Annotated in this window: 24 protein-coding genes; 18 read left to right on the top strand and 6 right to left on the bottom strand. The window is 66.3% G+C overall.

Annotated elements, in window-relative coordinates; all coding sequences use genetic code 11:
• Nucleotides 1–3 precede the first annotated feature (3 nt).
• Nucleotides 4–1,107: an efflux RND transporter periplasmic adaptor subunit gene (locus ACETII_RS13430; RefSeq protein ID WP_472785835.1), complete on the bottom strand. Its 1,104-nt coding sequence runs from the start codon at nucleotides 1,105–1,107 to the stop codon at nucleotides 4–6.
• 319 nt (nucleotides 1,108–1,426) lie between these two features.
• On the opposite strand from ACETII_RS13430, the gene dnaK reads away from it, so the two are divergent.
• The 5 genes from dnaK (at nucleotide 1,427) to pyrF (ending at nucleotide 6,343) form a co-directional block, all read left to right on the top strand.
• Nucleotides 1,427–3,319, top strand: a complete 1,893-nt coding sequence (dnaK, locus tag ACETII_RS13425) for a molecular chaperone DnaK (protein WP_472785834.1) — start codon at nucleotides 1,427–1,429, stop codon at nucleotides 3,317–3,319.
• A gap of 126 nt (nucleotides 3,320–3,445) precedes the next feature.
• Nucleotides 3,446–4,567, top strand: coding sequence for a molecular chaperone DnaJ (gene dnaJ, locus ACETII_RS13420; RefSeq protein WP_472785833.1), 1,122 nt, complete (start codon nucleotides 3,446–3,448; stop codon nucleotides 4,565–4,567).
• A gap of 4 nt (nucleotides 4,568–4,571) precedes the next feature.
• Nucleotides 4,572–4,865: an HNH endonuclease gene (locus ACETII_RS13415; RefSeq protein ID WP_472785832.1), complete on the top strand. Its 294-nt coding sequence runs from the start codon at nucleotides 4,572–4,574 to the stop codon at nucleotides 4,863–4,865.
• Nucleotides 4,866–5,042: 177 nt separating this feature from the next.
• Nucleotides 5,043–5,654, top strand: coding sequence for a class I SAM-dependent methyltransferase (locus tag ACETII_RS13410; protein ID WP_363346580.1), 612 nt, complete (start codon nucleotides 5,043–5,045; stop codon nucleotides 5,652–5,654).
• Nucleotides 5,654–6,343 (top strand): orotidine-5'-phosphate decarboxylase, encoded by a 690-nt coding sequence (pyrF, locus tag ACETII_RS13405; RefSeq protein WP_472785831.1) that lies wholly within the window; start codon nucleotides 5,654–5,656, stop codon nucleotides 6,341–6,343. The genes ACETII_RS13410 and pyrF overlap by 1 nt, the downstream gene beginning before the upstream one ends.
• Here pyrF and ACETII_RS13400 read toward each other — a convergent pair.
• Nucleotides 6,340–6,480, bottom strand: coding sequence for a hypothetical protein (locus ACETII_RS13400; RefSeq protein ID WP_472785830.1), 141 nt, complete (start codon nucleotides 6,478–6,480; stop codon nucleotides 6,340–6,342). The two genes, pyrF and ACETII_RS13400, sit on opposite strands and share 4 nt — an antisense overlap.
• A 90-nt stretch (nucleotides 6,481–6,570) precedes the next feature.
• Between ACETII_RS13400 and ACETII_RS13395 the strand changes: the two genes are divergently transcribed.
• From ACETII_RS13395 to ACETII_RS13370, 6 genes are all read left to right on the top strand, one after another.
• The gene (locus tag ACETII_RS13395; RefSeq protein ID WP_363346574.1) at nucleotides 6,571–6,783 is read left to right on the top strand and encodes a ChaB family protein; all 213 of its coding nucleotides are present in this window, start codon (nucleotides 6,571–6,573) and stop codon (nucleotides 6,781–6,783) included.
• Nucleotides 6,784–6,873: 90 nt separating this feature from the next.
• On the top strand, nucleotides 6,874–8,028 hold the full coding sequence (locus ACETII_RS13390) for a glycosyltransferase (protein ID WP_472785829.1): 1,155 nt from the start codon (nucleotides 6,874–6,876) through the stop codon (nucleotides 8,026–8,028).
• A gap of 57 nt (nucleotides 8,029–8,085) precedes the next feature.
• On the top strand, nucleotides 8,086–8,964 hold the full coding sequence (hpnC, locus tag ACETII_RS13385; RefSeq protein ID WP_472785828.1) for a squalene synthase HpnC: 879 nt from the start codon (nucleotides 8,086–8,088) through the stop codon (nucleotides 8,962–8,964).
• Nucleotides 8,961–9,827, top strand: a complete 867-nt coding sequence (gene hpnD / locus ACETII_RS13380) for a presqualene diphosphate synthase HpnD (RefSeq protein ID WP_472785827.1) — start codon at nucleotides 8,961–8,963, stop codon at nucleotides 9,825–9,827. Before hpnC ends, hpnD begins: the two co-directional genes overlap by 4 nt.
• Entirely contained in the window at nucleotides 9,824–11,068 is a 1,245-nt protein-coding gene (hpnE, locus tag ACETII_RS13375; RefSeq protein ID WP_472785826.1) for a hydroxysqualene dehydroxylase HpnE, read from the top strand. Before hpnD ends, hpnE begins: the two co-directional genes overlap by 4 nt.
• 118 nt (nucleotides 11,069–11,186) lie before the next feature.
• Nucleotides 11,187–11,621, top strand: coding sequence for a VOC family protein (locus ACETII_RS13370; protein ID WP_472785825.1), 435 nt, complete (start codon nucleotides 11,187–11,189; stop codon nucleotides 11,619–11,621).
• A gap of 53 nt (nucleotides 11,622–11,674) precedes the next feature.
• Here the strand turns inward: ACETII_RS13370 and ACETII_RS13365 are convergent, their stop codons facing one another.
• Both ACETII_RS13365 and ACETII_RS13360 read right to left on the bottom strand, forming a co-directional pair.
• A complete protein-coding gene (locus ACETII_RS13365; protein WP_472785824.1) occupies nucleotides 11,675–12,427 on the bottom strand; it encodes a hypothetical protein in 753 nt (250 codons plus the stop codon).
• A gap of 10 nt (nucleotides 12,428–12,437) precedes the next feature.
• Entirely contained in the window at nucleotides 12,438–12,809 is a 372-nt protein-coding gene (locus tag ACETII_RS13360; RefSeq protein WP_363346560.1) for a Rieske (2Fe-2S) protein, read from the bottom strand.
• Nucleotides 12,810–12,984: 175 nt separating this feature from the next.
• Here ACETII_RS13360 and ACETII_RS13355 point away from each other — a divergent pair, with 175 nt between their 5' ends.
• The 3 genes from ACETII_RS13355 (at nucleotide 12,985) to ACETII_RS13345 (ending at nucleotide 16,201) form a co-directional block, all read left to right on the top strand.
• The gene (locus ACETII_RS13355; protein ID WP_472785823.1) at nucleotides 12,985–13,275 is read left to right on the top strand and encodes a helix-turn-helix domain-containing protein; all 291 of its coding nucleotides are present in this window, start codon (nucleotides 12,985–12,987) and stop codon (nucleotides 13,273–13,275) included.
• 34 nt (nucleotides 13,276–13,309) lie between these two features.
• Entirely contained in the window at nucleotides 13,310–15,283 is a 1,974-nt protein-coding gene (gene shc / locus ACETII_RS13350; RefSeq protein ID WP_472785822.1) for a squalene--hopene cyclase, read from the top strand.
• A 183-nt stretch (nucleotides 15,284–15,466) separates the two neighbouring features.
• On the top strand, nucleotides 15,467–16,201 hold the full coding sequence (locus tag ACETII_RS13345; protein ID WP_363346554.1) for a phosphorylase family protein: 735 nt from the start codon (nucleotides 15,467–15,469) through the stop codon (nucleotides 16,199–16,201).
• Here ACETII_RS13345 and hpnH read toward each other — a convergent pair.
• Entirely contained in the window at nucleotides 16,142–17,293 is a 1,152-nt protein-coding gene (hpnH, locus tag ACETII_RS13340) for an adenosyl-hopene transferase HpnH (RefSeq protein ID WP_472785821.1), read from the bottom strand. The two genes, ACETII_RS13345 and hpnH, sit on opposite strands and share 60 nt — an antisense overlap.
• Before the next feature lie 263 nt (nucleotides 17,294–17,556).
• On the opposite strand from hpnH, the gene ACETII_RS13335 reads away from it, so the two are divergent.
• Entirely contained in the window at nucleotides 17,557–19,758 is a 2,202-nt protein-coding gene (locus ACETII_RS13335; RefSeq protein ID WP_472785820.1) for a hypothetical protein, read from the top strand.
• Nucleotides 19,759–19,888: 130 nt separating this feature from the next.
• Here the strand turns inward: ACETII_RS13335 and ACETII_RS13330 are convergent, their stop codons facing one another.
• Entirely contained in the window at nucleotides 19,889–20,812 is a 924-nt protein-coding gene (locus ACETII_RS13330; RefSeq protein ID WP_472785819.1) for a 50S ribosomal protein L11 methyltransferase, read from the bottom strand.
• 108 nt (nucleotides 20,813–20,920) lie between these two features.
• On the opposite strand from ACETII_RS13330, the gene ACETII_RS13325 reads away from it, so the two are divergent.
• The 3 genes from ACETII_RS13325 to ACETII_RS13315 are packed head-to-tail and all read left to right on the top strand — an operon-like array spanning nucleotide 20,921 to nucleotide 24,609.
• Entirely contained in the window at nucleotides 20,921–21,916 is a 996-nt protein-coding gene (locus ACETII_RS13325; RefSeq protein ID WP_363346547.1) for a hypothetical protein, read from the top strand.
• A 39-nt stretch (nucleotides 21,917–21,955) separates the two neighbouring features.
• Nucleotides 21,956–22,756 (top strand): hypothetical protein, encoded by an 801-nt coding sequence (locus tag ACETII_RS13320; RefSeq protein ID WP_472785818.1) that lies wholly within the window; start codon nucleotides 21,956–21,958, stop codon nucleotides 22,754–22,756.
• 38 nt (nucleotides 22,757–22,794) lie between these two features.
• Nucleotides 22,795–24,609 (top strand): aminopeptidase P family protein, encoded by a 1,815-nt coding sequence (locus ACETII_RS13315; RefSeq protein WP_472785817.1) that lies wholly within the window; start codon nucleotides 22,795–22,797, stop codon nucleotides 24,607–24,609.
• Nucleotides 24,610–24,628: the final 19 nt, after the last annotated feature.

Below are 24,628 nucleotides of genomic sequence, written 5' to 3'. Positions count from 1 at the left end.
TCCTTACAGCGTCTCGCGCGTCATCACGCGAACCTTGCGGCCGGCCTCCAGCTTGTGAACGCCGAGCACGACGATCTGGTCGCCGGGGGCGACGCCCCCCGAGACGAGAGCCGCGTCCGAATCGAAGCGCACGAGCTTCACCGGGGCGAGCTGGAGCCGCCCGTCGACGTCGACTTTCCACACCGCCGGACCCTGGCCCTGGTTGTAGAGAGCCGAGAGCGGCACGCTCATCATCTGCTCGGCGCCGTTCGCGGCGATTGAGAGCGTGGCGCTCATGCCGAGCGCGACCGCGGAATCGGGGCTGAGGATCGCGTAACGCGCGGCGAAAGTGCGGCTCGCGGCGTCGGCGGAGGGGCTCAGCTCTCTGAGCTTGGCGCGGTAGCTTTTGGCCTTGTTCGACCAGAGCGTGAGCGTCGCCGCGCCCTTGTCGGCGAGCGGCGCGAAATCCTCCGGCAGCGCCACCGCCGCCTCCAGCTCGCCCGAATGCGCGAGGCGGATCGCGGTCTGGCCCGCCGCCACGACTTGCCCGGATTCGATCAGCGCCTGCGTCACGACGCCGTCGCCGTCCGCTCGGAGCGTCGCGTAATTGAGGGAATTGCCCGCAAGCTCCAGCGCGCGCTCGGCGCGCTGGAGACGCCCGCGCGCCTCCTGCGCCGCGGCGCGGATGCGGTCGAGCGTGGCGTCAGTCGTCCAGCCGTTCTTGCGCAGGGCGAGCGCGCGCTTCTCGTCGCCCAAGGCCTGCGCCACCACCATTTTGGCCGCCGCGTGTTCCGCCTCCGCCTGCTCCTTCTGCAACCTGAAGTCGTTCTCGTCGAGGGAAGCGAGCGGCTCGCCGGCCTTCACCTTCTGGCCGGCCTGGACAAAGCGCTTCACCACCTTGCCGGTTACGCGGAAGCCGAGATCCGATTCGACCCTGGGGCGGATCGTCGCGACGAATTCCCGCGCCTGCGACTGCGTCGCGAGGCGGGGATTCGTCACCAGGACCGGCCGGTCGTCTTGCGCGTCCCCGCTGCCTTCGCCCGATTTCCCGCAGGCGGACAGGCTAAAGCCGGCGAGCGCCGCCACGATGAGCAGGGGCGAGAAAACCGATTTGGAAAATTGGGTCATGGCCGCGCGGCGCCTCCTGCGCCAGAACGGATGCGACAACTGACGACTTTTAAAAAATATCACTCATCACAAAATGGTCAAGGCGCCGTCCAGGCAAAGTTGCGCCCATAATGGTTACCAGAAGCTTGGCGGCGTGGCGGCTTGTCGCGGCGGATTCCTTCTTCTATATGCGGCCAGCCCTTGCGGCAGAGTGGGGCAAATACAATCTTGGGATCGACAGCGCCTTTGGATCGCGCGGCGGGCTCATGGCGAGCCGCCGTCCTGAGGCGTCGAAGGGACCGCTTCGGGGTCCAGATTCGAAAGCGAAAGGAAGAACAATATGGCCAAAATTATCGGCATCGACCTTGGCACGACCAATTCCTGCGTGGCCGTCATGGAGGGGTCGACCCCAAAAGTCATTGAGAATGCGGAAGGCGCCCGCACGACCCCGTCGATCGTCGCCTTCACCGACGACGGCGAGCGCCTCGTCGGCCAGCCGGCGAAACGTCAGGCGGTGACGAATCCCGACAAGACTTTCTTCGCCATCAAGCGCCTGATCGGCCGCACCTTCGACGACCCGATGACCAAGAAGGACATCGGCCTCGTTCCCTATAAGATCATCAAGGCCAACAATGGCGACGCCTGGGTCGAGGCGGCGGGCAAGCAGTATTCGCCCTCGCAGATCTCGGCCTTCATTCTGCAGAAGATGAAGGAGACCGCGGAGGCTTTCCTCGGCCAGACCGTCACTCAGGCCGTTATCACCGTTCCGGCCTATTTCAACGACGCCCAGCGTCAGGCGACCAAGGACGCCGGCAAGATCGCGGGTCTCGAGGTTCTTCGCATCATCAACGAGCCGACGGCGGCGGCTTTGGCCTATGGCCTCGACAAGAAGCAGTCCGGCACCATCGCCGTCTACGACCTCGGCGGCGGCACGTTCGACGTCTCGATCCTCGAGATCGGCGACGGCGTCTTCGAGGTGAAGTCGACGAACGGCGACACCTTCCTGGGCGGCGAGGACTTCGACAACCGGCTCGTCGAATATCTCGCGGGCGAGTTCAAGAAGGAGCAGGGCATCGACCTGACGAAGGACAAGCTCGCGCTCCAGCGTCTCAAGGAAGCCGCCGAGAAGGCCAAGATCGAGCTTTCCTCCGCCACGCAGACCGAGATCAACCTCCCCTACATCACGGCCGACGCCACGGGTCCGAAGCATCTCACCCTCAAGCTCACCCGCGCCAAGTTCGAGGCGCTGGTCGACGATCTGATCCAGCGCACGGTCGAGCCCTGCCGCAAGGCGCTCAAGGACGCGGGCCTCTCCGCGGCCGAGATCGACGAAGTCGTGCTCGTCGGCGGCATGACCCGCATGCCGCGCGTGCAGGAAGTCGTGAAGCAGTTCTTCGGGAAGGAGCCCCACAAGGGCGTCAACCCGGACGAAGTCGTCGCCATCGGCGCCGCCGTGCAGGCGGGCGTTCTGCAGGGCGACGTCAAGGACGTGCTGCTGCTCGACGTGACCCCGCTGTCGCTCGGAATCGAGACGCTCGGCGGCGTGTTCACGCGCCTCATCGACCGCAATACGACGATCCCGACTAAGAAGAGCCAGGTGTTCTCGACCGCCGAAGACAATCAGCAGGCCGTGACCATCCGCGTCTTCCAGGGCGAGCGCGAAATGGCGGCGGACAATAAGCTACTCGGCCAGTTCGACCTGATGGGCATTCCGCCGGCCCCGCGTGGCGTGCCGCAGATCGAGGTGACCTTCGATATCGACGCGAACGGCATCGTCAACGTCACCGCGAAGGACAAGGCGACCAACAAGGAGCAGCAGATCCGCATCCAGGCTTCGGGCGGTCTGTCCGACGCGGACATCGACAAGATGGTCAAAGACGCCGAACTGCACGCCGCAGAGGACAAGGAGCGGCGCGAACTCGTCGACGCGAAGAACCACGGCGAAGCCGCGATCCACGGCGCCGAGAAGTCGCTCAGCGAGTTCGGCGACAAGGTCTCCGGCGCCGACAAGAGCGCCATCGAGGCGGCCGTCGCGGCGCTGAAGACGGCGCTCGAGGGCGACAACGCCGAGACCATCAAGGCCAAGACCAATGAGCTGGCGCAGGCCTCGATGAAACTGGGCGAGGCGATGTACAAGGCTCAGCAGGCGGGCGCCGACGCCGGCGCGGCCGAAGCTCCGAAGGACGACGTGATCGACGCCGAGTTCAAAGACGTCGGCGACGACAAGAAGTAAGCGCCAATGGCGCTGGCTTTGCATGGCCTGAAGGGCTAGCCAACAGAAGCCCGGCGTGGGAGCGCCGGGTTTCCTTGCGTTCAGGCCTTCCCCGCCGATGCACCCTTTGGATTCGACGACCTGACCATGTCCAAGCGCGACTATTACGAAGTTCTCGGCATATCGAGGACGGCCACCGAAGTTGAAATGAAGATCGCCTTTCGAAAGGCGGCGATGCAATGTCATCCCGATCGTCACCCCGGCGATACGGAGGCGGAAGCGCGTTTCAAGGAGCTGAACGAGGCCTACCAGTGCCTCTGCGATCCGCAGAAGCGCGCGGCCTATGACCGTTTCGGCCATGCGGCCTTCGACCAGGGCGGCGGCTTTGGCGGCTTCGGCGCCGGCGAGGGCTTCGGCGCCTCCATGGCTGATATTTTCGAGGATCTCTTCGGCGACGTCATGGGCCGGCGCGGCCGCTCGGGCGGGCGCGAACGCGGCTCCGACCTGCGCTACAACATGGAGATCACGCTCGAGGAGGCCTTCAACGGCAAGACCGCGTCGCTGAAAATCCCGACGTCGGCCACCTGCGAGTCCTGCGCCGGAACGGGCGCCAAGAAGGGCTCCAAGCCCAAGACCTGCACGACCTGCGCCGGCCATGGCCGCGTGCGGGCGCAACAGGGCTTCTTCGCCATCGAGCGCACCTGTCCGACTTGCCAGGGACGCGGGGAGATCATCGAGAACCCCTGCCCGTCCTGTTCCGGCTCCGGCCGCAAGACGGTCGAGCGTTCGCTCTCCGTGAATGTGCCGCCCGGCGTCGAGGACGGGACGCGCATTCGCCTCGCCGGCGAAGGCGAAGCCGGCGTGCGCGGCGGACCGCCGGGCGATCTCTACATCTTCCTCTCGGTGAAGCCGCACCCCTTTTTCCAGCGCGACGGCGCCGACCTTTACTGCCGCGTGCCGATCTCCATGGTCCGCGCCACGCTCGGCGGCGAGATCAAGGTGCACGGCATCGACGGGTCGGAGATCAAGGTGAAAGTGCCGGAGGGCGCGCAATCAGGCAAGCAGATCAAGGCCAAGGGCAAGGGCATGCCGGTGCTGCGCGGCCGCGAGCATGGCGACCTCCATGTCCAGCTTTCCGTCGAGACGCCGCAGAAGCTCACCAAGCGGCAGAAAGAGCTGCTCTTGGAGTTCGAGAAGGAATCCTCGCACGAGACGCATCCCGAGGAGCACGGTTTCTTCGCGCGGATGAAGGATTTGTTCGGAGGATAGACGCATGTCGTCGTCGATCCGAGAGACATGTCCGTTATGCGCCCGCGAACTCGGAAGCGCGCGCATCACCGAGCATCATCTCGTTCCTCGCCGCTACAAGGGCAAGGAAACGCGGCTGATGCACGCGATCTGCCACCGCAAAATCCATGCAACCTTCACCGATCAGCAGCTGCGCGACCGCTATCACAGTTTCGAGCGGCTCCTCGACCATGACGACATCCAGACGTTCGTCGCCTGGGTGCGCAACAAGCCCCCGGGTTTCTATGTGGGCACGAAGACGAGCGGGCGGCGGAGGTAGGGGCGGGCGGATGGCCAAGTCCGGCCATGACGCGCGATTTGGAGCGTTAGACCAGCCCCCCTCAAGAAACGCGTCCCCGCGTTGTCTTTAACCAGCGCCTCCCCTATTGTCGCGCCGCGGCCCCGTGAGCGGGGCCGTTTGTATAGGCTACAGAAGCCTTTTTGAGGGAAGCCGCCCTTGCCGGACCAGAAAAGCTCGCTCGCTGACAACGCCCGCTTCATCAAGCAGTGGCTCGAAAATCCGCGGCTCATCGGGGCTGTTTCTCCCTCGGGTCCGGCGCTCGCCCGGACCATGGCGAGCTTCGTCGACCTCTCCCGCGACGGACCGATCCTCGAGCTCGGTCCCGGCACCGGGCCGGTCACCAAGGCGCTCCTTGCACGCGGCGTCGCGCCCGAGCGGCTGGTGCTCGTCGAATATGAGGGGCGCTTCTGCAAAATGCTCGGCGAGCGCTATCCCGGCGTGCGGGTCGTGCAGGGCGACGCCTACAATTTGAGGAAGACGCTCGACGGCAGGATCGACGGCCGCGTCGCGACGGTCGTCTCCAGCCTGCCGCTGCTGGTGCGGCCCGAGCGCGACCGCGTAACGCTTCTGCATCAGGCTTTCGAACTGATGGGCGACGAGGGGCTCTTCATCCAGTTCACCTACGGCCTCACCAAATCGCCGATGCCCCTCCACGCCCATGACGTCAGCGGCGCTTATGTCGGCAAGGGCTCGGCCCCGATCCTCATGAACATTCCGCCCGCCCGCGTCTGGCGCTACCGCAAGGCCGGCCACGGCGGCAGGCCGTAATGAACGACAAGGCCCGCGACCGGCTGATCGTCGCCCTCGACGTCGACACGGTCGAGGCCGCGCGCGCGCTCGTCACGACGCTCGGCGACGCTGTCTCCTTCTACAAGATCGGGATGGAGCTCGCCTACGGCGGCGGGCTGGCGCTGGCGCAGGAGCTCAAAGACGCCGGCAAGCGCGTCTTCATCGACCTCAAGCTGCACGACATCGGCGCGACCGTCGAGCGCGCGACGCGCCAGATCGCGCGCATGGGCATGGATTTCCTCACTATCCACGCCTATCCGCAAACCATGGCGGCCGCCCGCGCCGGGGCGGGGGACCTAAAGCTCCTCGCCGTGACGGTGATGACGTCCTATGACGACGCGGACCTCCGGGAGGCGGGATTCGCCTTTGGCGTCGCGGATCTCGTCGCCCGCCGGGCGGCGCAGGCGAAGGCCGCGGGCGTCGACGGGCTGATTCTCTCGCCGCTGGAGCTCTCCGCGATTCGCCCGCTCGTCGGGCCACAGATGCTCCTCGTCACCCCTGGCGTGCGTCCCGCGGGCGCCGACGCCGGCGACCAGAAGCGCGTCATGACGCCCGCTCAGGCCATCGCGGCGAGCGCCAACCATATCGTGGTCGGCCGTCCGATCACCCGCGCCGCCGATCCGCGCCGGGCGGCGGAAGCGATCGTGGCGGAGATCCACGGGCTTTAGCGGCTTCCGCGCTCGCCGAAATAGGGCGGCTCCGGCGTGCAATCGGGCGTCGAGCACCTTGGCTTGTAGGCGTAGGGAATCATTGCGGCGATGAACAAGCCGACCCCCAGGGCGATGATCGCGACTTTGTAATTCATGGCGGTCTCCTCTAACGTCTCCCTGTTTCAACCAAGGGAGCGTCCTCGCGTCCGTGACAATGTCGCTGCCGGACGGGCCGCCTTTCGACCTTGCCCTACCAGACCAACGCCGACTTGCCCGAAAATCTCCAGCGCCTGCTGCCGCCGCATGCACAGGACATCTACCGCGCCGCCTTCAACAACGCCTATTTCGCCCATGAAGGCGACCCCCGGCAGGAGGAGGCGGCGCACCGGATCGCCTGGGCCGCCGTGAAACGTAGCTATGTCCGCACGCCCGAGGGGTGGCGGCTGCGCGACGACTAAAGAGCGTCGAGACCCGCTGGCCAGGGTCGCCGTGGAGTGCTAGAAGGCGCGAGCGGGCATTGATCTCTTTAGCATTCCTCGACGCACGCCATGCTCCTGACCCTCATCGCGCTCATCGCGCTCGCCGCCTGGCTCTATCTGCTGATCTTCAATTCCGGCTTCTGGCGGCTGACCGAACACGACAGCAAATTCGTTCCCGAAGGCGCGAGCGTCCCCGAGGGAACTCATGTGATCGCCATCGTCCCGGCCCGGGACGAGGCGGAAGTCATCGCAACGAGCCTCGCCTCGCTCCTGCGCCAGAATTTTCCCGGCCGCTTCGAGATCGCGCTCGTCGACGACGCCAGCACGGACGGCACGGCGGATCGGGCGCGCGCCGCCGCAAAGACCGAGGCCGCGGCGGACCGCCTCACGATCCTCTCCTCCGGTGGCCCCGCCGGGGGATGGACGGGCAAGATCGCCGCCATGCATCGCGGCTTCACTTATGTTCGCAGCCTGCCCGAGCAGCCGGACTTCGTGCTCTTCTGCGACGCCGACATCGCCTTCGAGCCGCATGTGCTCTCGCGGCTTGTCGCGGGCGCGACGGCGCGTGGGGCGGTCCTCTCCTCTCTGATGGTCAAGCTGCGCTGCGAGAGCCTCGCCGAAAAATGGTTCATCCCGGCCTTCGTCTTCTTCTTTCAAAAGCTCTACCCCTTCCGCGCGGTCAACAATCCCAAGAGCAAGGTGGCGGGCGCGGCGGGCGGCGTGATGCTCGTCCGCCCCGAGGCGCTGGCGGCCGCTGGCGGCCTGCCGGCGATCCGCGACGCGCTTATCGATGATTGCGCCTTGGGGGCGCTGATGAAGAAGCAGGGTCCGATCTGGCTTGGCCTCACCGACGACGTCTACAGCCTGCGACCCTATCCGCGCCTCAGGGACATCGAGCGGATGGTGACGCGCTCGGCCTATGCGCAGCTCAACTACTCGCCGCTGCTGCTCGCCGGCGCGGTCCTCGGCATGGCGCTCGTCTATCTCGCGCCTCCGGCCCTCGCCTTCACCGAATCGCCGACCCGGGAGATTGCGCTCGTGGCCTGGCTGATCGGCGCCCAGGCGTATATGCCCAGTCTGCGCTTTTACGGCCTGTCCCCGTTGCGCGCCTTCGCTTTGCCGGCGGTCGCGGCGTGCTATACGTGGTTTACCGCCGTCTCGGCCTGGCGGCACATCCGCGGCCGCGGCGGCGAATGGAAGGGCCGTTACCAGGCGCCTGCGTGACCGTCCGGCTCTTTGCGGCGGCGGGCGGCGCGGACTCGAGGGGCATTGGCTGCGTAAATGATCGACATTGCCGACACGAGTTCGGGCAAGACGCATCGCGACGAGAATTTCCCCGTCGCCTCGGCTCTGATCGCGCCGCAAAACCGCGCGCCGATCATGGCCTTCTATGATTTCGTGCGCGCCGCCGACGATATTTCCGACCATCCGACCCTAACCCGGCAGCAAAAGCTCGACCTGCTCGAGCGGCTCGATCTGGCGCTGATGAACCGCGGCCCCGAAGAGCCCGTCGCCACGCGTCTGCGGGACGCGTGCCGCGCCCGCCGGCTCGACCCGCAGCATGCGCGCGACCTCATCACCGCCTTCATGCGCGACGTAACCTATCTGCGCTATCGGGACTGGGACGACCTCGTTTATTACTGCCGCTATTCCGCGATGCCGGTCGGCCGCTTCGTCTGCGACGTGCATGGCGAAAAACCCGAACGCGTCTGGGCCGCGAACGACGCGCTCTGCGCCGCGCTGCAAGTCATCAATCACCTGCAGGACTGCGGCAAGGACTATCGCAATCTCGACCGCGTCTATGTCACGGCCGAATCGCTTGCCGCCCATGGGGCGCGGGTCGAGATGCTCGCGGAAGCGCGCGCGCCGGCGCCGCTTCTCGCCGCCATCCGCGACCTCAACGAAAAAACCGAGGCGTTGCTCGCGCAGGCGCGTCCCTTCGCCGATCTCATCAGCGATACGCGCCTCGCCATGGAAGTGGGCGCGATTCAAGTGCTGGCGGAAACGCTGACCGCGCGGCTGCGCGTGGCTGATCCGCTTTGCGACAAGGTGCACGCCGGCAAGCTCGGCTTCGCGTTCGCCGGCGTCCGGGGCGCGCTCGGCGCGCTGGTGCGGCGGGCCGTGCGTCCGCGCCGGGCTGCCGCGGACGCAACGTCATGACGATGGAAACCATGACCGACATCGCGCCCCTCAAGACGCAGACCGTTGCGGTCAAGAGCTCCTTCTACCTCGCGATGCGCATTCTCGAGCCGGCGCGCCGCGACGCCATGTTCGCCATCTACACGTTCTGCCGCGCCGTCGACGACATCGCCGACGACGAGGGCGACCGCGCGGCGCGGCGCGACGCGCTCGATCAATGGCGTTACGATCTCGACGAACTTTACGCGGGACGCATTCGCCCGCGCAGCGCCTTTCTCGCTGACGCGGTGCGCCGCTTCAGACTCGACCGCGCGGATTTCGAGGCGGTCATCGACGGCATGATGATGGACGTCGAGGAGGATATACGCGCGCCGAACTGGGAGACACTCGAAATCTACTGCGATCGCGTGGCGAGCGCCGTGGGCCGTCTGTCGGTGCGCGCCTTCGGGCTTGTCGAGGACAACGCCGCCGAGCTTCCGACGGGGCCGAAGCTTCTCGCCTATCATCTCGGCCGCGCGCTCCAGCTCACCAATATTCTGCGCGACCTCGACGAAGACGCCGCGCGTGGACGCCTCTATTTGCCGCGCGAAGCGCTGGAGGAAGCGGGCGTCGCCACGCATGCGCCGCATGCGGCGCTCGCCAGTCCCGCCCTCGACGCCGCCTGCGCGCCGGTGCTGCATCGCGCGCGTGAGCACTTCGAGCAGGCCGATCTCGTGATGACGGGCCTGCCGAAATCCGGCGTCAAAGCGCCCTATCTGATGGCCGCGGGCTATCGCTCGATCCTCGACCGCCTCGCCGAGCGCGGTTTCGCGCCGCCGCGCGCCCCGGTGCGCATGTCGCGCGTCAAGCTTATCGGCGCTTTGCTCAGACACGCCTTCCTGTGACCGAAACGATCCACATCATTGGCGCGGGATTGGCCGGCCTCTCCTGCGCGGTGCGTCTTGCCGACGAGGGGCGGCGCGTCGCCCTTCATGAAGCCGCCCGTATGGCGGGCGGGCGCTGCCGCTCCTATTTCGACGCGACGCTCGACCTTGTCATCGACAACGGCAATCATCTGTTGCTTTCGGGCAATAAGGCCGCGCGCGATTACGGCGCGCGCATTGGCGCAAGCGATGCGCTGGTCGGCCCCGACGAATGCGAATTCGCTTTCCTCGACTATGAAACGGGCCGACGCTGGCGGCTGCGGCCCAACGCCTCGCAAATCCCCTGGTGGATTTTCTTTGCTGACCGACGCGTGCCGGGAACGGGTCCGCTCGATTATCTCGACGCCGCCAAGCTGCTCTTCGCCAAGGATGGCGCGACCATCGGCGAGACGATGCGCTGCGACGGCGTTCTTTACGACAAGCTCTGGCGGCCGGTGATGCTCTCCGCGCTCAACACCGAACCGCGCGACGCCTCGGCGACGCTGGCGGGCGCCGTGCTGCGCGAGACGCTCGCCGCCGGCGGCGCCGCCTGCCGGCCGCTTGTCGCCAAAGCCGGGCTCGGCCACGCCTTCATCGAGCCGGCGCTGGCCAAATTGCAGGCGCAAGGCGTCGAACCCCGCTTCGGCGCGCGCCTGCGCGAGATTGTCTTTGCCGAGAATTGCGTCTCTGCGCTGCGTTTCGGCGACGCTGAAATCCCGCTCGGCGACAAGGATCGCGTCGTGCTCGCCGTCCCGCCCTGGAGCGCGACGGAACTCGTGCCGGGCCTCATGGCGCCCAATGACTATCGCGCCATTCTCAACGTTCATTTCAAGATCGCGCCGCCGCCCGGCCAGCCATTGCTCCTCGGCATGGTCGGCTCGCTGTCGGAATGGCTCTTCGCCTTCGACGACAGGCTTTCCGTGACGATCAGCGGCGCGGATCGGCTGATGGACGAGGCGCGCGAAGAACTCGCCGAAACAATCTGGACCGAGGTCGCCGCCGCGACGGGCCTGCCGCAGACGCTGCCGCCCTGGCAGATCGTGAAAGAAAAGCGCGCGACCTTCGCGGCGACGCCGGCGCAGGAGGCCCGCCGGCCGGGCGCGCAGACGGCCTGGCGCAATCTCTTCCTCGCCGGCGATTGGACGGCGACGGGACTGCCGGCGACGATCGAGGGGTCGATAAGGTCGGGTTACAGGGCGGCCGAATTGAGCGGCCGCCCTTAATGCTCATTACTGCGCCACTGTGTGGACAACGGCAGCAGCAACGCTAATTCAAAGACGCCGGACTAGCGCAGAAGCGCAGGTCACGCTCGTGAAGTTCTAAGTGCAAAGGACGGCCGAGATGGTGAAGAATTTCGATCATCTCACGATCGTCGTACGGGACGTCGAGCGCGCAAAAGCCTTCTTCGGGATTCTCGGCTTCGTGGAGACGGTCTCCACGGTCATCTCGGGCCCTCCGTTTGACAGTTACATGGGCGTGCCCGGGATAGAGGCCGAGCACGTCACCTTGGTGCTGCAAGATGCTTTGCCGCCCACCGAAATCCAACTTCTGCGTTATCGACGCCCGGAACCGCTCCCAGACCCGAATATCCGCGACCTGCACAAACTCGGCTTCAACCATGTCTGCTTCGCCGTCGACGACATCGCGGCGGAGGTGGCCAAGCTGCGGGCGGGAGGCTACTGCACGAGAAACGAAATCATGGACTTTCACTTCCGCAAACTCGTTTTTGTCGAGGGTCCGGAGGGGGTCACGATCGAGCTCGCGCAATGGCTTTAACGGGTTTCCATTAGACGCCGAATCGACGCGCGCGTCTCCCCCCTCGCGGCGCTCTACCCTCTTCTCGCGAGAGACCGCAAAAATCCCTGCGTATCGTCGCTCAAATCCTGCTCGATGGCTGGCGCCATTTTCAAGAGCATATTGGCGACAAACGCCTGATCGTTGCGCGCCTCGGCGAGCGCTTCCTGCAGCGTCGGCACGCTGTCCTCGATATGGGCGAGGAAGGCGACGCCCTTTTCCAAGGTTTCGCTCCACTTCGCCCGCGTCCAGACCGCGAGCGGATACATGATTTCCTGCACGAAGTTCGACTGCCGCGCTTTTTCGAAAAAGCGCAAGCCGGCGTTCCAGTTTTCGCGCGCCCGCATGGGAGGCGGCGGGATGTCGCCGGCAAGCATCTTATAGGCGGCGGCGCCGACATGGTCTTCGAGGCTGATGGGCGATTCATTCGCCGAGCGGAAGCCCCAGAAGGCCACGGAGCCGGGGAAGTCGGGCCCGAGACTTTCCGCCAACGCCGTTTCGACCTTCTCGACCGCGGCCTTGTCGCCTTTCAGCGCCGCGGTCATGCAGAAGGCGAAGACGGCGTCATTGCCGTAACTGGCGGCGACGCCGCCTTTGAGCTGCTGCGGCGTGAGTTTCGGGGTCACGCCGTCGGCGGGCGCCGCGACGTCGCCTGCGCGCAGCGCCGTGATGAAGGTCGTGATCTCCAGCCAGCCGAGATAATTGGCGACGAAGGCGTCGGGATCGACATAGACGATGGCGAGATTGATGAGCTTTTTGCGGCGTTGCAGTTCGGCCATATCGGTCATGCGCGTTCTCTCACTCGTCGGCCAGCATCACGCCAGTGACGCAGACGTCGCCGTCGTCGATCACGAGCTTGATGGGGGTCAGGTGGGCGCCCTGGCAGGGGCCGATGAAACATTCGCCGGTGTCGATGTCGAATTGAGCATGATGGCGGCCGCATTCGAGGAAATTGCCCTCATCGTCCATGAACCGCCCCGGATCGACGTCGAGCCGCGTCCCCTCGTGTGGACAGGCGTTTTCGAAGCCGTAGAAATTATTGCCTTTCCGCGTGATGAGAATCGGCCAGGGCGCGGTCTCGCCGCTCTCCTCCGCCTTCATCAGCACGAAGCCATGGGCCTGCGCGTCGTCGATCTCGACTGTCCGACAAATCACAAAAAGCTCGTCCATCGGTCTGCCTTTCGAACAAAGTCGAGCGCCCAAAGCCAAATCAGGCCTCGCCAGCGAAAGAGGTAGCAATCGATGCGCCAAGGCCGGCGCTTGACGCTATGGTTAAATCACTATATCCGAAACGCCGTTCGGCGCGCTGCGCCAAGCCCGAGGCGATAATCCCCGGAACCTGCCAGTGACGGACCCGCAGCATTCTTCGCAACGAGCCGCCGAGGAGCAATTCCTCAAGGCGCAGCTCGTCCGCAAAATCGACGCGCTGCTGAAGGAGCGCGGCCTGAAGCAGATCGAGGCCGCGCAACTTTTCGGCGTGAAGCAACCCGATGTCTCCAAGCTCCTGCATGGCGACTTCAGGCAATTTTCCATGGAGCGGCTCTTGCGCTTTCTCGTCGCGCTGGGACAGGACGTCGAGATCGTCGTGAAGCCCCATGCCGGCGCCGGGAAGGCTGCAACGCTTCGCATCGCCTGACACCGCGCCAAGATGATTTGAAGAAGGATGAACGATGACCGCGGCCGCGCGCATTGACACCTATGCCCCCGTTGGCGCCGAGGCGCTGGAAGCGAGCATTCAGAACGCCAAGCGGGCGCTGCTCGAGCTCGGCAAGAACGACGGCCATTGGTGCTTCGAACTCGAAGCCGACACCACCATTCCCGCCGAATATGTGCTGATGCGCCATTTCCGCGCCGAGCCGGTCGACGCCGAACTCGAAAGGAAGATCGGCGTCTATCTGCGCCGCACGCAAAGCGACCGCCACGGCGGCTGGCCGCTGTTCCAGGACGGCGACTTCAACGTCAGCGCCAGCGTCAAAGCCTATTTCGCGCTCAAGATGATCGGCGACGACGTCGACGCGCCGCACATGGCGCGCGCGCGGGCGGCGATCCTCGCGCATGGCGGGGCGGCGACGACCAATGTCTTCACCCGCTCCCTGCTGGCGCTTTATGGGGAAATTCCCTGGCGCGGCGTCCCGGTGATGCCCGTCGAAATCATGCTGCTGCCGAGATGGTTCCCTTTCCATCTCGACAAGATTTCCTATTGGGGCCGCACGGTGCTCGTGCCGCTGCTCGTGCTGATGACCCGGAAGCCGCAGGCGAAGAACCCCAAGGGCGTCCGCATCCAGGAGCTTTTCGTCACCCCGCCCGAGGAGGTGAAGGTCTGGCCGAAGGGCGAGCACCAGACCTGGCCCTGGGCGCATATCTTCGGCGAGATCGACAAACTGTTGCGGCTGCTCGAGCCTTACATGCCCAAGCGCTCGCGCGAGCTTTCCGTCGAGCTTGCAGAAAAGTGGACGACGGAGCGCCTCAACGGCGTTGACGGCCTCGGCGCCATCTTCCCGGCGATGGTGAACAGCCTGCTGATGTATGACGTGCTCGGGATCCCCGCGACGGATCAGCGGGTGAAGGACGCCCGCGAATCGATCGAGCGCCTGCTCGTCGTCAATGAGACCGAGGCCTATTGCCAGCCCTGCGTCTCGCCGGTGTGGGACACGTCGCTCGTCGCCCATGCGCTGCTCGAAATCGGCGACGAGGATGCGCGCGAACGCGCCCGTCAGGCGCTCGACTGGCTCGCGCCGTTGCAGGTGCTCGACGTGAAGGGGGATTGGGCCGTCCAGCGCCCGGACCTGCGTCCCGGCGGCTGGGCCTTTCAATACGCCAACCCCTATTATCCCGATGTCGACGACACGGCCGTCGTCGCCACCGCCATGGACCGCCTCACCGCCAATGAGAGCGCCAAGCCCTATGCCGAGCGCATCGAACGGGCGAAGGAATGGATTGTCGGCATGCAATCCAAGAACGGCGGCTGGGGCGCCTTCGACGCCGACAACGCCTACCACTATTTGAACCACATCCCCTTCGCCGATCATGGCGCTTTGCTCGATCCGCCAACGGTCGACGTCTCCGCCCGCTGCGTTTCCATGCTCGCCCAGCTGGGCGACACCGTGGAGACGAGCGACTGCCTCAAACGCGGCGTCGACTACATCGTCGAGGATCAGGAGAAGGACGGCAGCTGGTTCGGCCGCTGGGGCGCGAATTACATTTACGGGACCTGGTCGGCGCTCTGCGCGCTCAACGCCGCCGGCCTGCCGCATGAGCACGCCGCCTATCGCCGGGCGGCGAACTGGCTCGTCGCCATTCAGAATCCGGACGGCGGCTGGGGCGAGGACCTGTCGAGCTATAAGCTCGACTACAAGGGCTATGAGCCTGCCCCCTCCACGGCCTCGCAGACCGCATGGGCGCTGCTCGCCCTGATGGCCTCGGGCGACGTCGAGCATCCGGCGGTCGCGCGCGGCGTCGCCTATCTGCAGGCGACGCAGGCGGAGCATGGCCTCTGGAACGAGGCGCGCTTCACCGCGACCGGCTTCCCGCGGGTTTTCTACCTGCGCTACCACGGCTATGCGAAATTCTTCCCGCTGTGGGCGCTGGCCCGCTACCGCAATCTGGTGCGCGCGAACAGCAAGCAGGTGACCGTGGGGCTGTAAGCCCCTTGCCAGCTCGAGGCGAGGCAAGCCGAGTGGATAGGCGGGAGACCCTGCCCGCCTGTCACGAAAAGCGCGCGTCGCGCCGCCGTGCGCTCGCCAACGACGCCCCTTACCCTGGTCACCGTTGACTTTGCCTCCTGAACCGGGGGAGTAAAGGCGACGGTCACAAGCAGGGAGAGGTCCATGACGCTGGTTGAGAGCCGCCGCAGAGAGGCGGCCCGCGTCTCGGCGCCTGGTCCCATCCTCGTTCTGACCGGCATGAAGCGGGAAGCCGCCTGCGTCGCCGGCGAGGGCGTCGTCGCGATTTGCAGCGGAGCCAATGTCCCGAGGTTGCGGACCGAGCTCCATCGGCTAAAGGAGCGTCGCTTCTCCGCCGTCGTCAGTTTCGGACTCGCCGGGGGGCTGGATCATTCGCTGCGACGGGGCGACGTCGTTATCGCCGATGCGGTGATCTCCGGCCATGAACGCCATGAGACGCACGGACGCCTCTCCGACGCGATTGCGGAAGGAGCCGCCGCCAGAGGCTGCAGGACCATCCCCGGCGCCGTCGTCGGCGTCGATCAGCCGGCGATGGATCGTCACGCCAAGAAACGCCTGCGCGAGCAGGCGCAGGCCGCCGCCGTCGATATGGAATCGCATCTTGCCGCCGAATTCGCCCGCGAGCGGCGACTTCCCTTCGCCGTCGTGCGCGCGATCAGCGACCCGGCCGTGCGCGGCCTGCCGCCGCTCGCCGCGAGGGCGCTGACCCCCACGGGCGACGTCTGCAAGAAAACAGTGGCGCGCGAACTCATTCGCGCGCCCCGTCAGATCGGCGGATTGGTGATGGCGGGGTTGGATTCCCGCGCAGCCTTCGTCTCGCTAGGCCGCTGTGGACCGCTCCTCGGACCGCTTCTTCGCCTCGTGCTCGCGGATCTCTGAGAGCTTGGCGATGTTCTCGTCATAGACATATTCGGCCGGACGCTGATTCTCGAACGAGACGTCCGGCGCCATCGGGCCTTCCGTCCGCACGCCGAAGAGCGCGATCCAGGCCGCCTTCCAGGGGCGGCGCACCGAATCGGCGACCGCGCTCGGCTCGAAGCCCGAATGGACCATGCAGTCGGCGCATTTCTCGTAATTGCCGACGCCGTAGGCGTCCCAATTCGTCTCTTCCATCAGCTGCTTGAAGGTCGGCACATAGCCTTCGCCCAAAAGATAGCAGGGACGCTGCCAGCCGAAGACCGTACGCAGCGGATTGCCCCAGGGCGTGCAGAGATAGCTCTCGTTGCCCGCGAGGAAATTCATGAACAGGCCGGACTGCTGGAACTCCCAGGCCTTGCCGCCGCGGCCGCGGCGCAGAATGGCGCGGAACAGCTCTTTTGTCTTCTGGCGGTTGAGGAAGTGGGTCTGGTCCGGGGCGCGCTCATAGGCGTAGCCGGGAGAGACCGTCATGCCGTCGACGCCGAGCGCCGTGGTGTCGTCGAGGAATTTGGCGACGCGCTCCGGATCGGCCCCGGCGAAGAAAGTGCTGTTGGTGGTGACCCGGAAGCCCTTGGACTTGGCGAGCTTGATCGCCTCGACGGCGCGCTCGTAGACGCCTTCCTGGCTCACGGCGTGGTCGTGCATCTCCTTGTCGCCGTCGAGATGGATCGACCAGGTGAAATAGGGCGAGGGCTTGTACTGATCGATTTTCTTGGCGAGCAGCAACGCGTTGGTGCAGACGATCGCGAATTTGCCGCGCTGGACGATGCCCTCGACGATCTGCGGCAGCTCCTTGTGCAGCAAAGGCTCGCCGCCGGCGATGACCACGACCGGCGCGCCGCATTCGTCGACCGAGGAGAGGCATTCCTCGACTGACAGGCGCTTGTTCAAAATATGGTCGGGATAGTCGATCTTGCCGCAGCCGGCGCAGGCGAGGTTGCAGCGAAACAGCGGCTCCAGCATCAAAACCAGCGGATAGCGCTTCCGGCCCAGGAGGTGCTGCTTGACAATATAGGCGCCGATCTTCGCAACGTAACGGAAAGGTATGGACACAGCTTGTTCCTGTTTGTTGCGCGAACCTTCAAGGGGCCGCGAGACAAGAGGCGCCGGCGCGCGTCCTGCCGCGATCGTCGCGCCGACTTGGCCCTCTAACACGAAAGGCCGGAGAGGAAAACCCGGCCTGCCAGCCCCTCTCCCGCCCCGACGCCGCCGCGCCGGTCGGCTTGCGAAAAAATTGAAATGGGTCTCATTTCGGTCCCATCAGCCGGGAAAGCTTCGGGCAGCAGGGCGGCAGATCAAAGGAGCGAGCACTTTTCATGACAGTCGCCAGTCCTCCTGCGCGCCCCGAAAGCCCCGCCGCCCGCCGCTTCGTCTCTCAGCGGGCGCTCGTCGCGCCCTTGAAGCGATTCTGGACCGGGGACATCGATCTCGGCCGCGTCGGCATGGCGGTGACGCTGCCGGTGCTGGCCTGGGTCTTCTATACGACCTCCTCCGGCATGATCGACATCATGCAGAAGGAGCCGGGCGACATCGTCGGCGTCGCCGGCACGCTCGTCGCCACCACCGCCATTCTCGTCATGCTCGCCTCGACCTCCTGGTCGCTTGGCGCCGATCTCGCCGCGCTGATCGCGAGGCGCCGCATGGCGCGCGAGCGGATGATTGTGAAGACGCTAGTGACGGCGGCGGTCTTTCTGTTCGTCTTCTCGATCTCGGTCTTTTTCTCGTTCACCTACTACTACAACAATATTTTCAAGCTCAGCTCCCGCAAGATCGTCGCCGAGCTGCAGCCCATGGAGCTCGCCGCGGACGTCATCCTGCCGGCGACGAAGCAGATCGGCGCCGCCTATGTGGCGGCCTCCGCCCGGATCGTCGCCGACCCCTCTTTCAGCGCCTATCTCGGATCGCTGGACGGGCTGATCGACACGGCGCAATCGGCCGGCCCCGCGCTACGTGAGGCCATCCGAAAGAGTCAGGAGGCGCAACAGGCGATTCTCGCCAGGGCGGCGCAGCAGGCGGCGGCGGAGCTCGAGAGCGCGCAGGCGGCGAGCCGCCACTATGACGAGGCGCGGGCCGAGATCGCCGCTTTGGAAAAGACCGTCGCCAACCTCGACGCCATCATCAAGGCCAAAGAGGAGGAGATCGCCGCCCTTGCCGCCACCGCGCGTCAGGAGGAGCAACTCGCCGTCGACGCCGAGCATGGCCTCGATAACCGCGGCGCCTCCTGCGGACCGAACTGCCGGGCGCATCAGACGAAGGCGGAAGCCGCCAATCGTCGCGTTGCGACGATCCGCCAGACGCTTGCCGGCCCGATGAGCGAACGCGCCGGCGCGCTCAAGAAACGCGACGCCCTCGCGGCCCAGTCCATCGCCCTGAAGCAGAAGGCGGAGCTCGCCGCCGCCGCCGCCAAAAAGCCAATCCCCAAGGGCGAGGCGGCGCTCGATCTCGACGCCAGCTTGCGCGATCTCACCGCCCTGCGCGACCAGTTGCGGGTCGAGCCGAGCTGGGCGAAAGCGCGCGACGCCAAGCCGCTCTGCGAACCGATCCTCGCCGCGGCGCGTCAATCGAACGCCCTGCCCGCTTCCGTGCCGCGCGATTTCGCCTGCGAGCCGCAGGGGGCGGCGCGCGACCTTCTGTCGGCGCGCGACGAAACGATCGCCGCCCGCGCCGCCTTCGACGTCAAATGCAATCTCGAAGGCGGTTTGCGTGACGAGCTCAACGCCATCGTCGCCAAAATCCGCGCCGCGCCCGCTTCCGACAGAACCGCCGCGGCCGACGGCTTCAACGCCGCGAAGGGGCTCGTCGACGCCTGCATGGTCGCCGGCAAATCCGTGGGCCTGACGGACGACGACGTGCGCGAGCTGTTGAAGCGGAGCGACGCCTATCTGCGCGCGCACTCGACAGAGCGCAACAAGTTCGAACTGGCGCGCGAAGCCTTCTGGAGCTTCACGCCCGACTCCACCATGGCGATCTGCGTCGCCATGGCGCAGGACGCCTTCCTGTTCATCATGAAGTTCCTGTCCGAAATCTTCAAACGGGGCTTCGAAGCGCGCGAGCGGCGACAGTTCATGACGCCGATCGACCTGACGGACGAGGAGGAGGAGCCCGTCGAAATCCGCGCGATGAAGGCGATGCTGCGCGTCGCGCGGCCCGTTCACGGCGACATGAGCGAGATCGATCCGCAGGAGCCCTCGCTCCTGCTGCTTGCGCCGAATGTGCGCGACAATCTTCTGGCCATTCTCAACCGCCTGGTGCGCGACGAGATCGCCCATGTCGACCGCAGGGGCTGCTATGTGGTCGACAACGTCACCATCTCGCAGGTCGAGGCGCGGCTCCATGCGGCGATGAAGCCCCGCGCCCGCGCCGCGCGCTTCGGACTCGACGGCCTCGCCGGCAACCCCAGCGCCTACTACAGTGACCCCGTTCTGGCCCGCGCGCGGCGGCGGCGGCCCACGGCGTTGGAGCGATATCTCTCGCCCGAGGCGGCCTCGGCCGAAGAAGGAGCGGAGGCGACCCCTTGAAACGACCGCGGCGCGGCCTCGTCATTCGAGACGCGCGCGCTCGGATGAGTCAGTGCTGCAAGTAAGGCAGCCCCTCACGTTGAGGAGCGGCGCAGCCGGGGCCTCGAAGCAGAAGGGTGCCAGCGCGACGTCAGCGCCACCGCGACAAAGACGGACAAGCCCCGCCCCGGCGCAGCGCCAGCGTCGCCCAGCCGTCGATATCTTCGCGCTCGGCGAGGAAAAAACCCTGCGCGCGATAGGCCGAAAGGACGCCGGGGACGTCCCGCGCCAGCAGGCCTGAGACGACCAGCTCCGCATCCGGCGCGGCGGCGCCGGCGATCGACGGCGCGAGCAGCCGCAACGGCTTGGCGAGGATATTGGCGAAGATCAGATCGTAGCGCCCGGCCATGGCCGGGTGGCGCAATCCCGTCGCCACCACCGGCTGCACGAAGGCGACCGCGCCATTGCCGAGTGCGTTGGCGCGGGCGGTGGCGACGGCCACGGGATCAATGTCGCCGCAGGCGACGGTCTGACGCAGGAGCTTGGCGGCGGCGATGGCGAGCACGCCGGTGCCCGTGCCGACGTCGAGCACGCGCCGCGGCCTCCGGCGCTTGGTGATTCTGTCGAGCGCCCGCAGGCAGCCGAGCGTGGTGCCGTGATGGCCCGTGCCGAATGCCAGCGCCGCCTCGATCTCGACGCCGATGTCATTGGGCTTCAGCCGCGGGCGGTCATGCGCGCCATGCACCAGCACACGCCCGGCGCGCACCGGCTCGAGCCCGGCGAGCGACTTCTGCACCCAGTCTTCCTTGGCGATTTCGGCGAATTCAGCGCGCGCCGCGGTCTCGGCGTCGCTGACCGCCTCGATGAGCGCGCGGATATCGTCCTGGTCCGGCGCCTCGGCGAAATAGACCTCGACGGCCCAGACCGGGCCGTCGTCCACCTCGAAGGCGCCGGCGGCGGTTTCCGTGGGGTCGAACGTCTCGACGATGATGTCGGCGACGGCGCGGGCGCGGCGTTCGTCGCAGGAGAGACGCAGCACATGGCTGGCGCCATTGGGGGGGAGGCCTTCGAGCATGCCGCGCGCTTAGCATAGAGTGGCGCCGGCCGTCACCTTTTGGACCCTTTCCGCGCCTTTCCTGCGCCGCTTGCGCCCTGTATGGTCCCGCGTCGCAAGGGAGCGCCAATGACCGAGAAAGTCGCCATTTGTCTGGTTGGGCCGAAGAAAGGCGGCAAGTCGTCGCTGCTCGCCTCGCTCACCGATTGCGTGGCGCAGAGCGCTTTCGGCTATTCCCCGCGTTTGCGTCCCTCGCTGCAGGCGATCTCCCAGGCCGAATTTGCGGCCGAACCGGCCGACCTCAAACGCGCCGACCTCTTCTCGATCGACGAGGGCGACTATGAGCGCCTCAAGCACGATTTTGCGGAGGGCGGCGTCGCTACCGACACGCTCAACACTTACGAATATTATTTCCGCCTGTCGGTGAACGGCGAGGCCCCGCCGGAGGTCGTCACGCGCGGGCCGTGGCTTCTCGAGGTCGTCGACTCGGCAGGCGAGATCGCCGTGCCGCCCGACGGCGGCGCGGTCGCGATTTTGAACGACGTCAAGGCGAAACTCGCCCGCCAGCTCCTGGAATCGGAAGCGCTCGTGATTGTGCTGCCGCTGGTCCGGCTCGAAGATTCCGCCTGGACCGGCGCGCTGTCGCGGCTCATCGATCGGATGGCGCTCACGAAGGGCAGGAAGCTCAAGCGCGTGGTCGTCGTTTTTTCGCAATATGAGCGGCTGTTCACGCGGCTCGGCCCCAGCGCCTTCACCTACGCGTGCGATCCGGCGATCGCCCTGCATGTGCTGCGCAAATCGCTGCGCGCCGCGCCATGGCTCGACCGCCTGCGGGCCTTGGAGCAGCCGGGCGGCGGCGTTTCCGTGCGCTATACGGTCTGCTCCGCCTACGGCTTCACCAAACGCTTCCAGAACCCGAATATGGACCCGCATCAGCCGGGCGAGCGCCGCTTCCGCCGCGCCGGGATCGAGGGCCACCGCGCCTACAGCGAATATTGGCGCCCTTTCCTCACCGCCGAGCCGATCCTTTACGCGGCGCTCGGGCTCGACAGCGCCTTCACCTTCTCCCACGCGCAACTCGATGCACGGACGGAAGAAAAATCCGCCTTCTCAATTCTTGCTTAAGAAAACCCTCCTAATTTCTCCTATAGCGAAAAGGCTTTAGTGAGGGTTCGGGTGATGACGACGGGCGTGCCGGCGGGCGACGAGACGAACGTCCTGTGCTTCCATCGCCTGCATTACGGCAAGCTCGCGGAAGGCGACGATCGCCGCGTCCCGGCCTCCGCGGGTTATGCGATCACCCGCCGCTCCAGAGGCCTCGATCCGGCATGGGACCCCTTTCTCTCGCCCTTGCGTCTGACCGAGCTGCGCCGTTTCGAGCCTGACGCGATCGACATCGACGCGCGCGGCGACGGCTGTCTCGTGGCGCGGGCCATCGGCGCCTGCATGGCCTTCATGCGGGCGCGCTTTCGTCCCGAGGACGGCGAGCGGGGCGTCGGCCGGCTGCATCAGCAATCGGCGATCTGGCTCGGGTCGCTCGACGACTGGCGGCGCCACCCGGCGGCCTGCCTCTCCATCGCCGGCCGCGAGTTGCAGGCGCGGCCCGATCTCGTGAGCGAGAACGAAGCGGCGCGCCTCAACGACGCGCCGCTGCGCTGGCGCGTATCGGTGCCGGACGCCGCCGCCGTCCGCCGCATCCTCGAGCGCGCGCCCTGGGCCATTCCGATGATCGAGACGCTGCTCGACGGCGCCGAAAGCGGCGCGGACGCCGTTTGCGAATTCGGCGCACATGATTTTGCGCAGGAATCGGATTTTCTCACGGCCGTCGGCCTCGCGCTGCAGGCGCTGCCGCCCTCTTATCCGCGCTGGCGCGACATCAGCATCGTGTCTGGGCTGGCGACGCCGATCGGCGGCCTGTGCCTGCGCTACGCGCCCTCATGGAGCCGCAGGCTGGCGGCGGCATAGCGGTTGCCGTTCGCCGCCACGCGGACTAGCTTTGCTCCATGTTCGAAGCAAAATTTCAATCCTTCGCCGACGCCAGCTCGTCCGAGGACAGCGCCGCGCGCGTCGCCGCGCTGCGCGCCGAGCTGAAGCGCCAGAACCTCGACGGCTATCTGCTGCCGCGCGCCGACGCGCATCAGAACGAATATGTCCCGAAAAGCGCCGAGCGGCTCGCCTGGCTCACCGGCTTCACCGGTTCGGCCGGCTTCGCCGTCGTCCTCGCGAAGGAAGCGGCGATTTTCATTGACGGCCGGTACGTGATCCAGGTGCGTCACGAGATTGACGGCCGGATCTTCAAGCCCATCGACATTGCGGAGACCTCCCCCGCGCAATGGCTCTCGGCGCAGGGGCGCGAGGGCGCGCGCATCGGCTATGACCCCTGGGTGCATACGAGCGGGCAGATCGAGCGCTTCGCCAAGGCGGCGGAGGCAAAGCGCATCGAACTCGTGCCGCTGGAGCGCAATCCGATCGACGCGCTCTGGACCGATCGTCCGCCCGAGCCCGTTGGTCCCGTCTCGCTGCAACCGCAACGCTACGCCGGCGAGACGGCGGCGGCGAAGATCAAGAAGCTGCGCGGGAGCCTCAAGGGCGCCGACGCGATGCTCATGTCGGACCCCCACGCCATCTGCTGGGCCTTCAACATTCGCGGCGCCGACGTCGCGCATACGCCGATCGCGCTGTGTTTCGCGCTGCTGCCGAAAGACGGCGCGCCGCGGCTCTATATCGACGACGCCAAACTCGACGCCAGGACGCGCGCCTCCCTAGAGAAGCTCCTCTCCGTGCAGCCGCCCGCAGCGCTCATCGACGATCTGATCGACGCCGGAAAGCGCGGCGACGCCGTGCTCTTCGACGCCGCAACGGCGCCCGTGAAGCTTATCGAGGCGCTGCGCGAAGCCGGCGGCAAGCCGCGCGTCGCCGACGATCCCGCCGCTTTGCTGAAGGCCGTCAAGAACAAAGCGGAGCTCGCCGGCGCGCGCGCCGCGCATATTCGCGACGGCGCGGCGCTGACGCGCTTTCTCGCCTGGTTCGCCGAGGCTGCGCCAAAGGGCGGCCTGACCGAAATCACCGCCGCCGAGGCGCTGGAAACGTTCCGCCGCGAGACCGGCGAGTTGCGCGACATCTCCTTTCCGACGATCTCCGCCTTCGGCGAACATGCGGCGATCCCGCATTATCGCGTCACGGAAAAGAGCAATCTCAAGATCGGCAAGGGCGTCTATCTCGTCGACAGCGGCGCGCAATATCTCGACGGCACCACGGACGTCACCCGCACGGTCGTCGTCGGCCACGCCTCCAGGCAGCTGAAGGATCACTTTACCCGCGTTCTGAAAGGCCACATCGCCATTGCGCGCGCGGTTTTCCCGAAGGGCGCGTCCGGCGCGCAGCTCGACGCCTTCGCGCGCCGTCCGCTCTGGGAAGCGGGCCTCGACTTCGATCATGGCGTCGGCCATGGCGTCGGCGCCTATCTCTCCGTGCACGAGGGGCCGCAGCGCATTTCGAAGCTCGGAACGACGCCGCTGCAGCCGGGCATGATTCTCTCGAACGAGCCCGGATATTACCGCGCGGGCGAATATGGAATTCGCCTGGAAAATCTCGTCATTGTCGAGACGAGGGAGATCGCCGGCGCCGAACGTGACATGTACGGCTTCGAGACCATCACGCTCGCGCCTTTCGATCTCAACTGCGTCGACGCCAGATTGATGAGCGCGGAAGAAATCGCCTGGCTCAACGCCTATCACGCCCATGTGCGCAAGACGCTGTCGCCGCTCGTCGACGCCAGGACGCGGAGATGGCTGCGCGAGGCGACGCGGGCAATTTGACGGCTCAGCTGTCATCGAA

The sequence above is a fragment of the Methylocystis sp. NC52PC genome (assembly GCF_055698645.1).
Note: the sequence above shows the minus strand (reverse complement) of the source record. Positions and strands in the feature narration are given on the sequence as shown.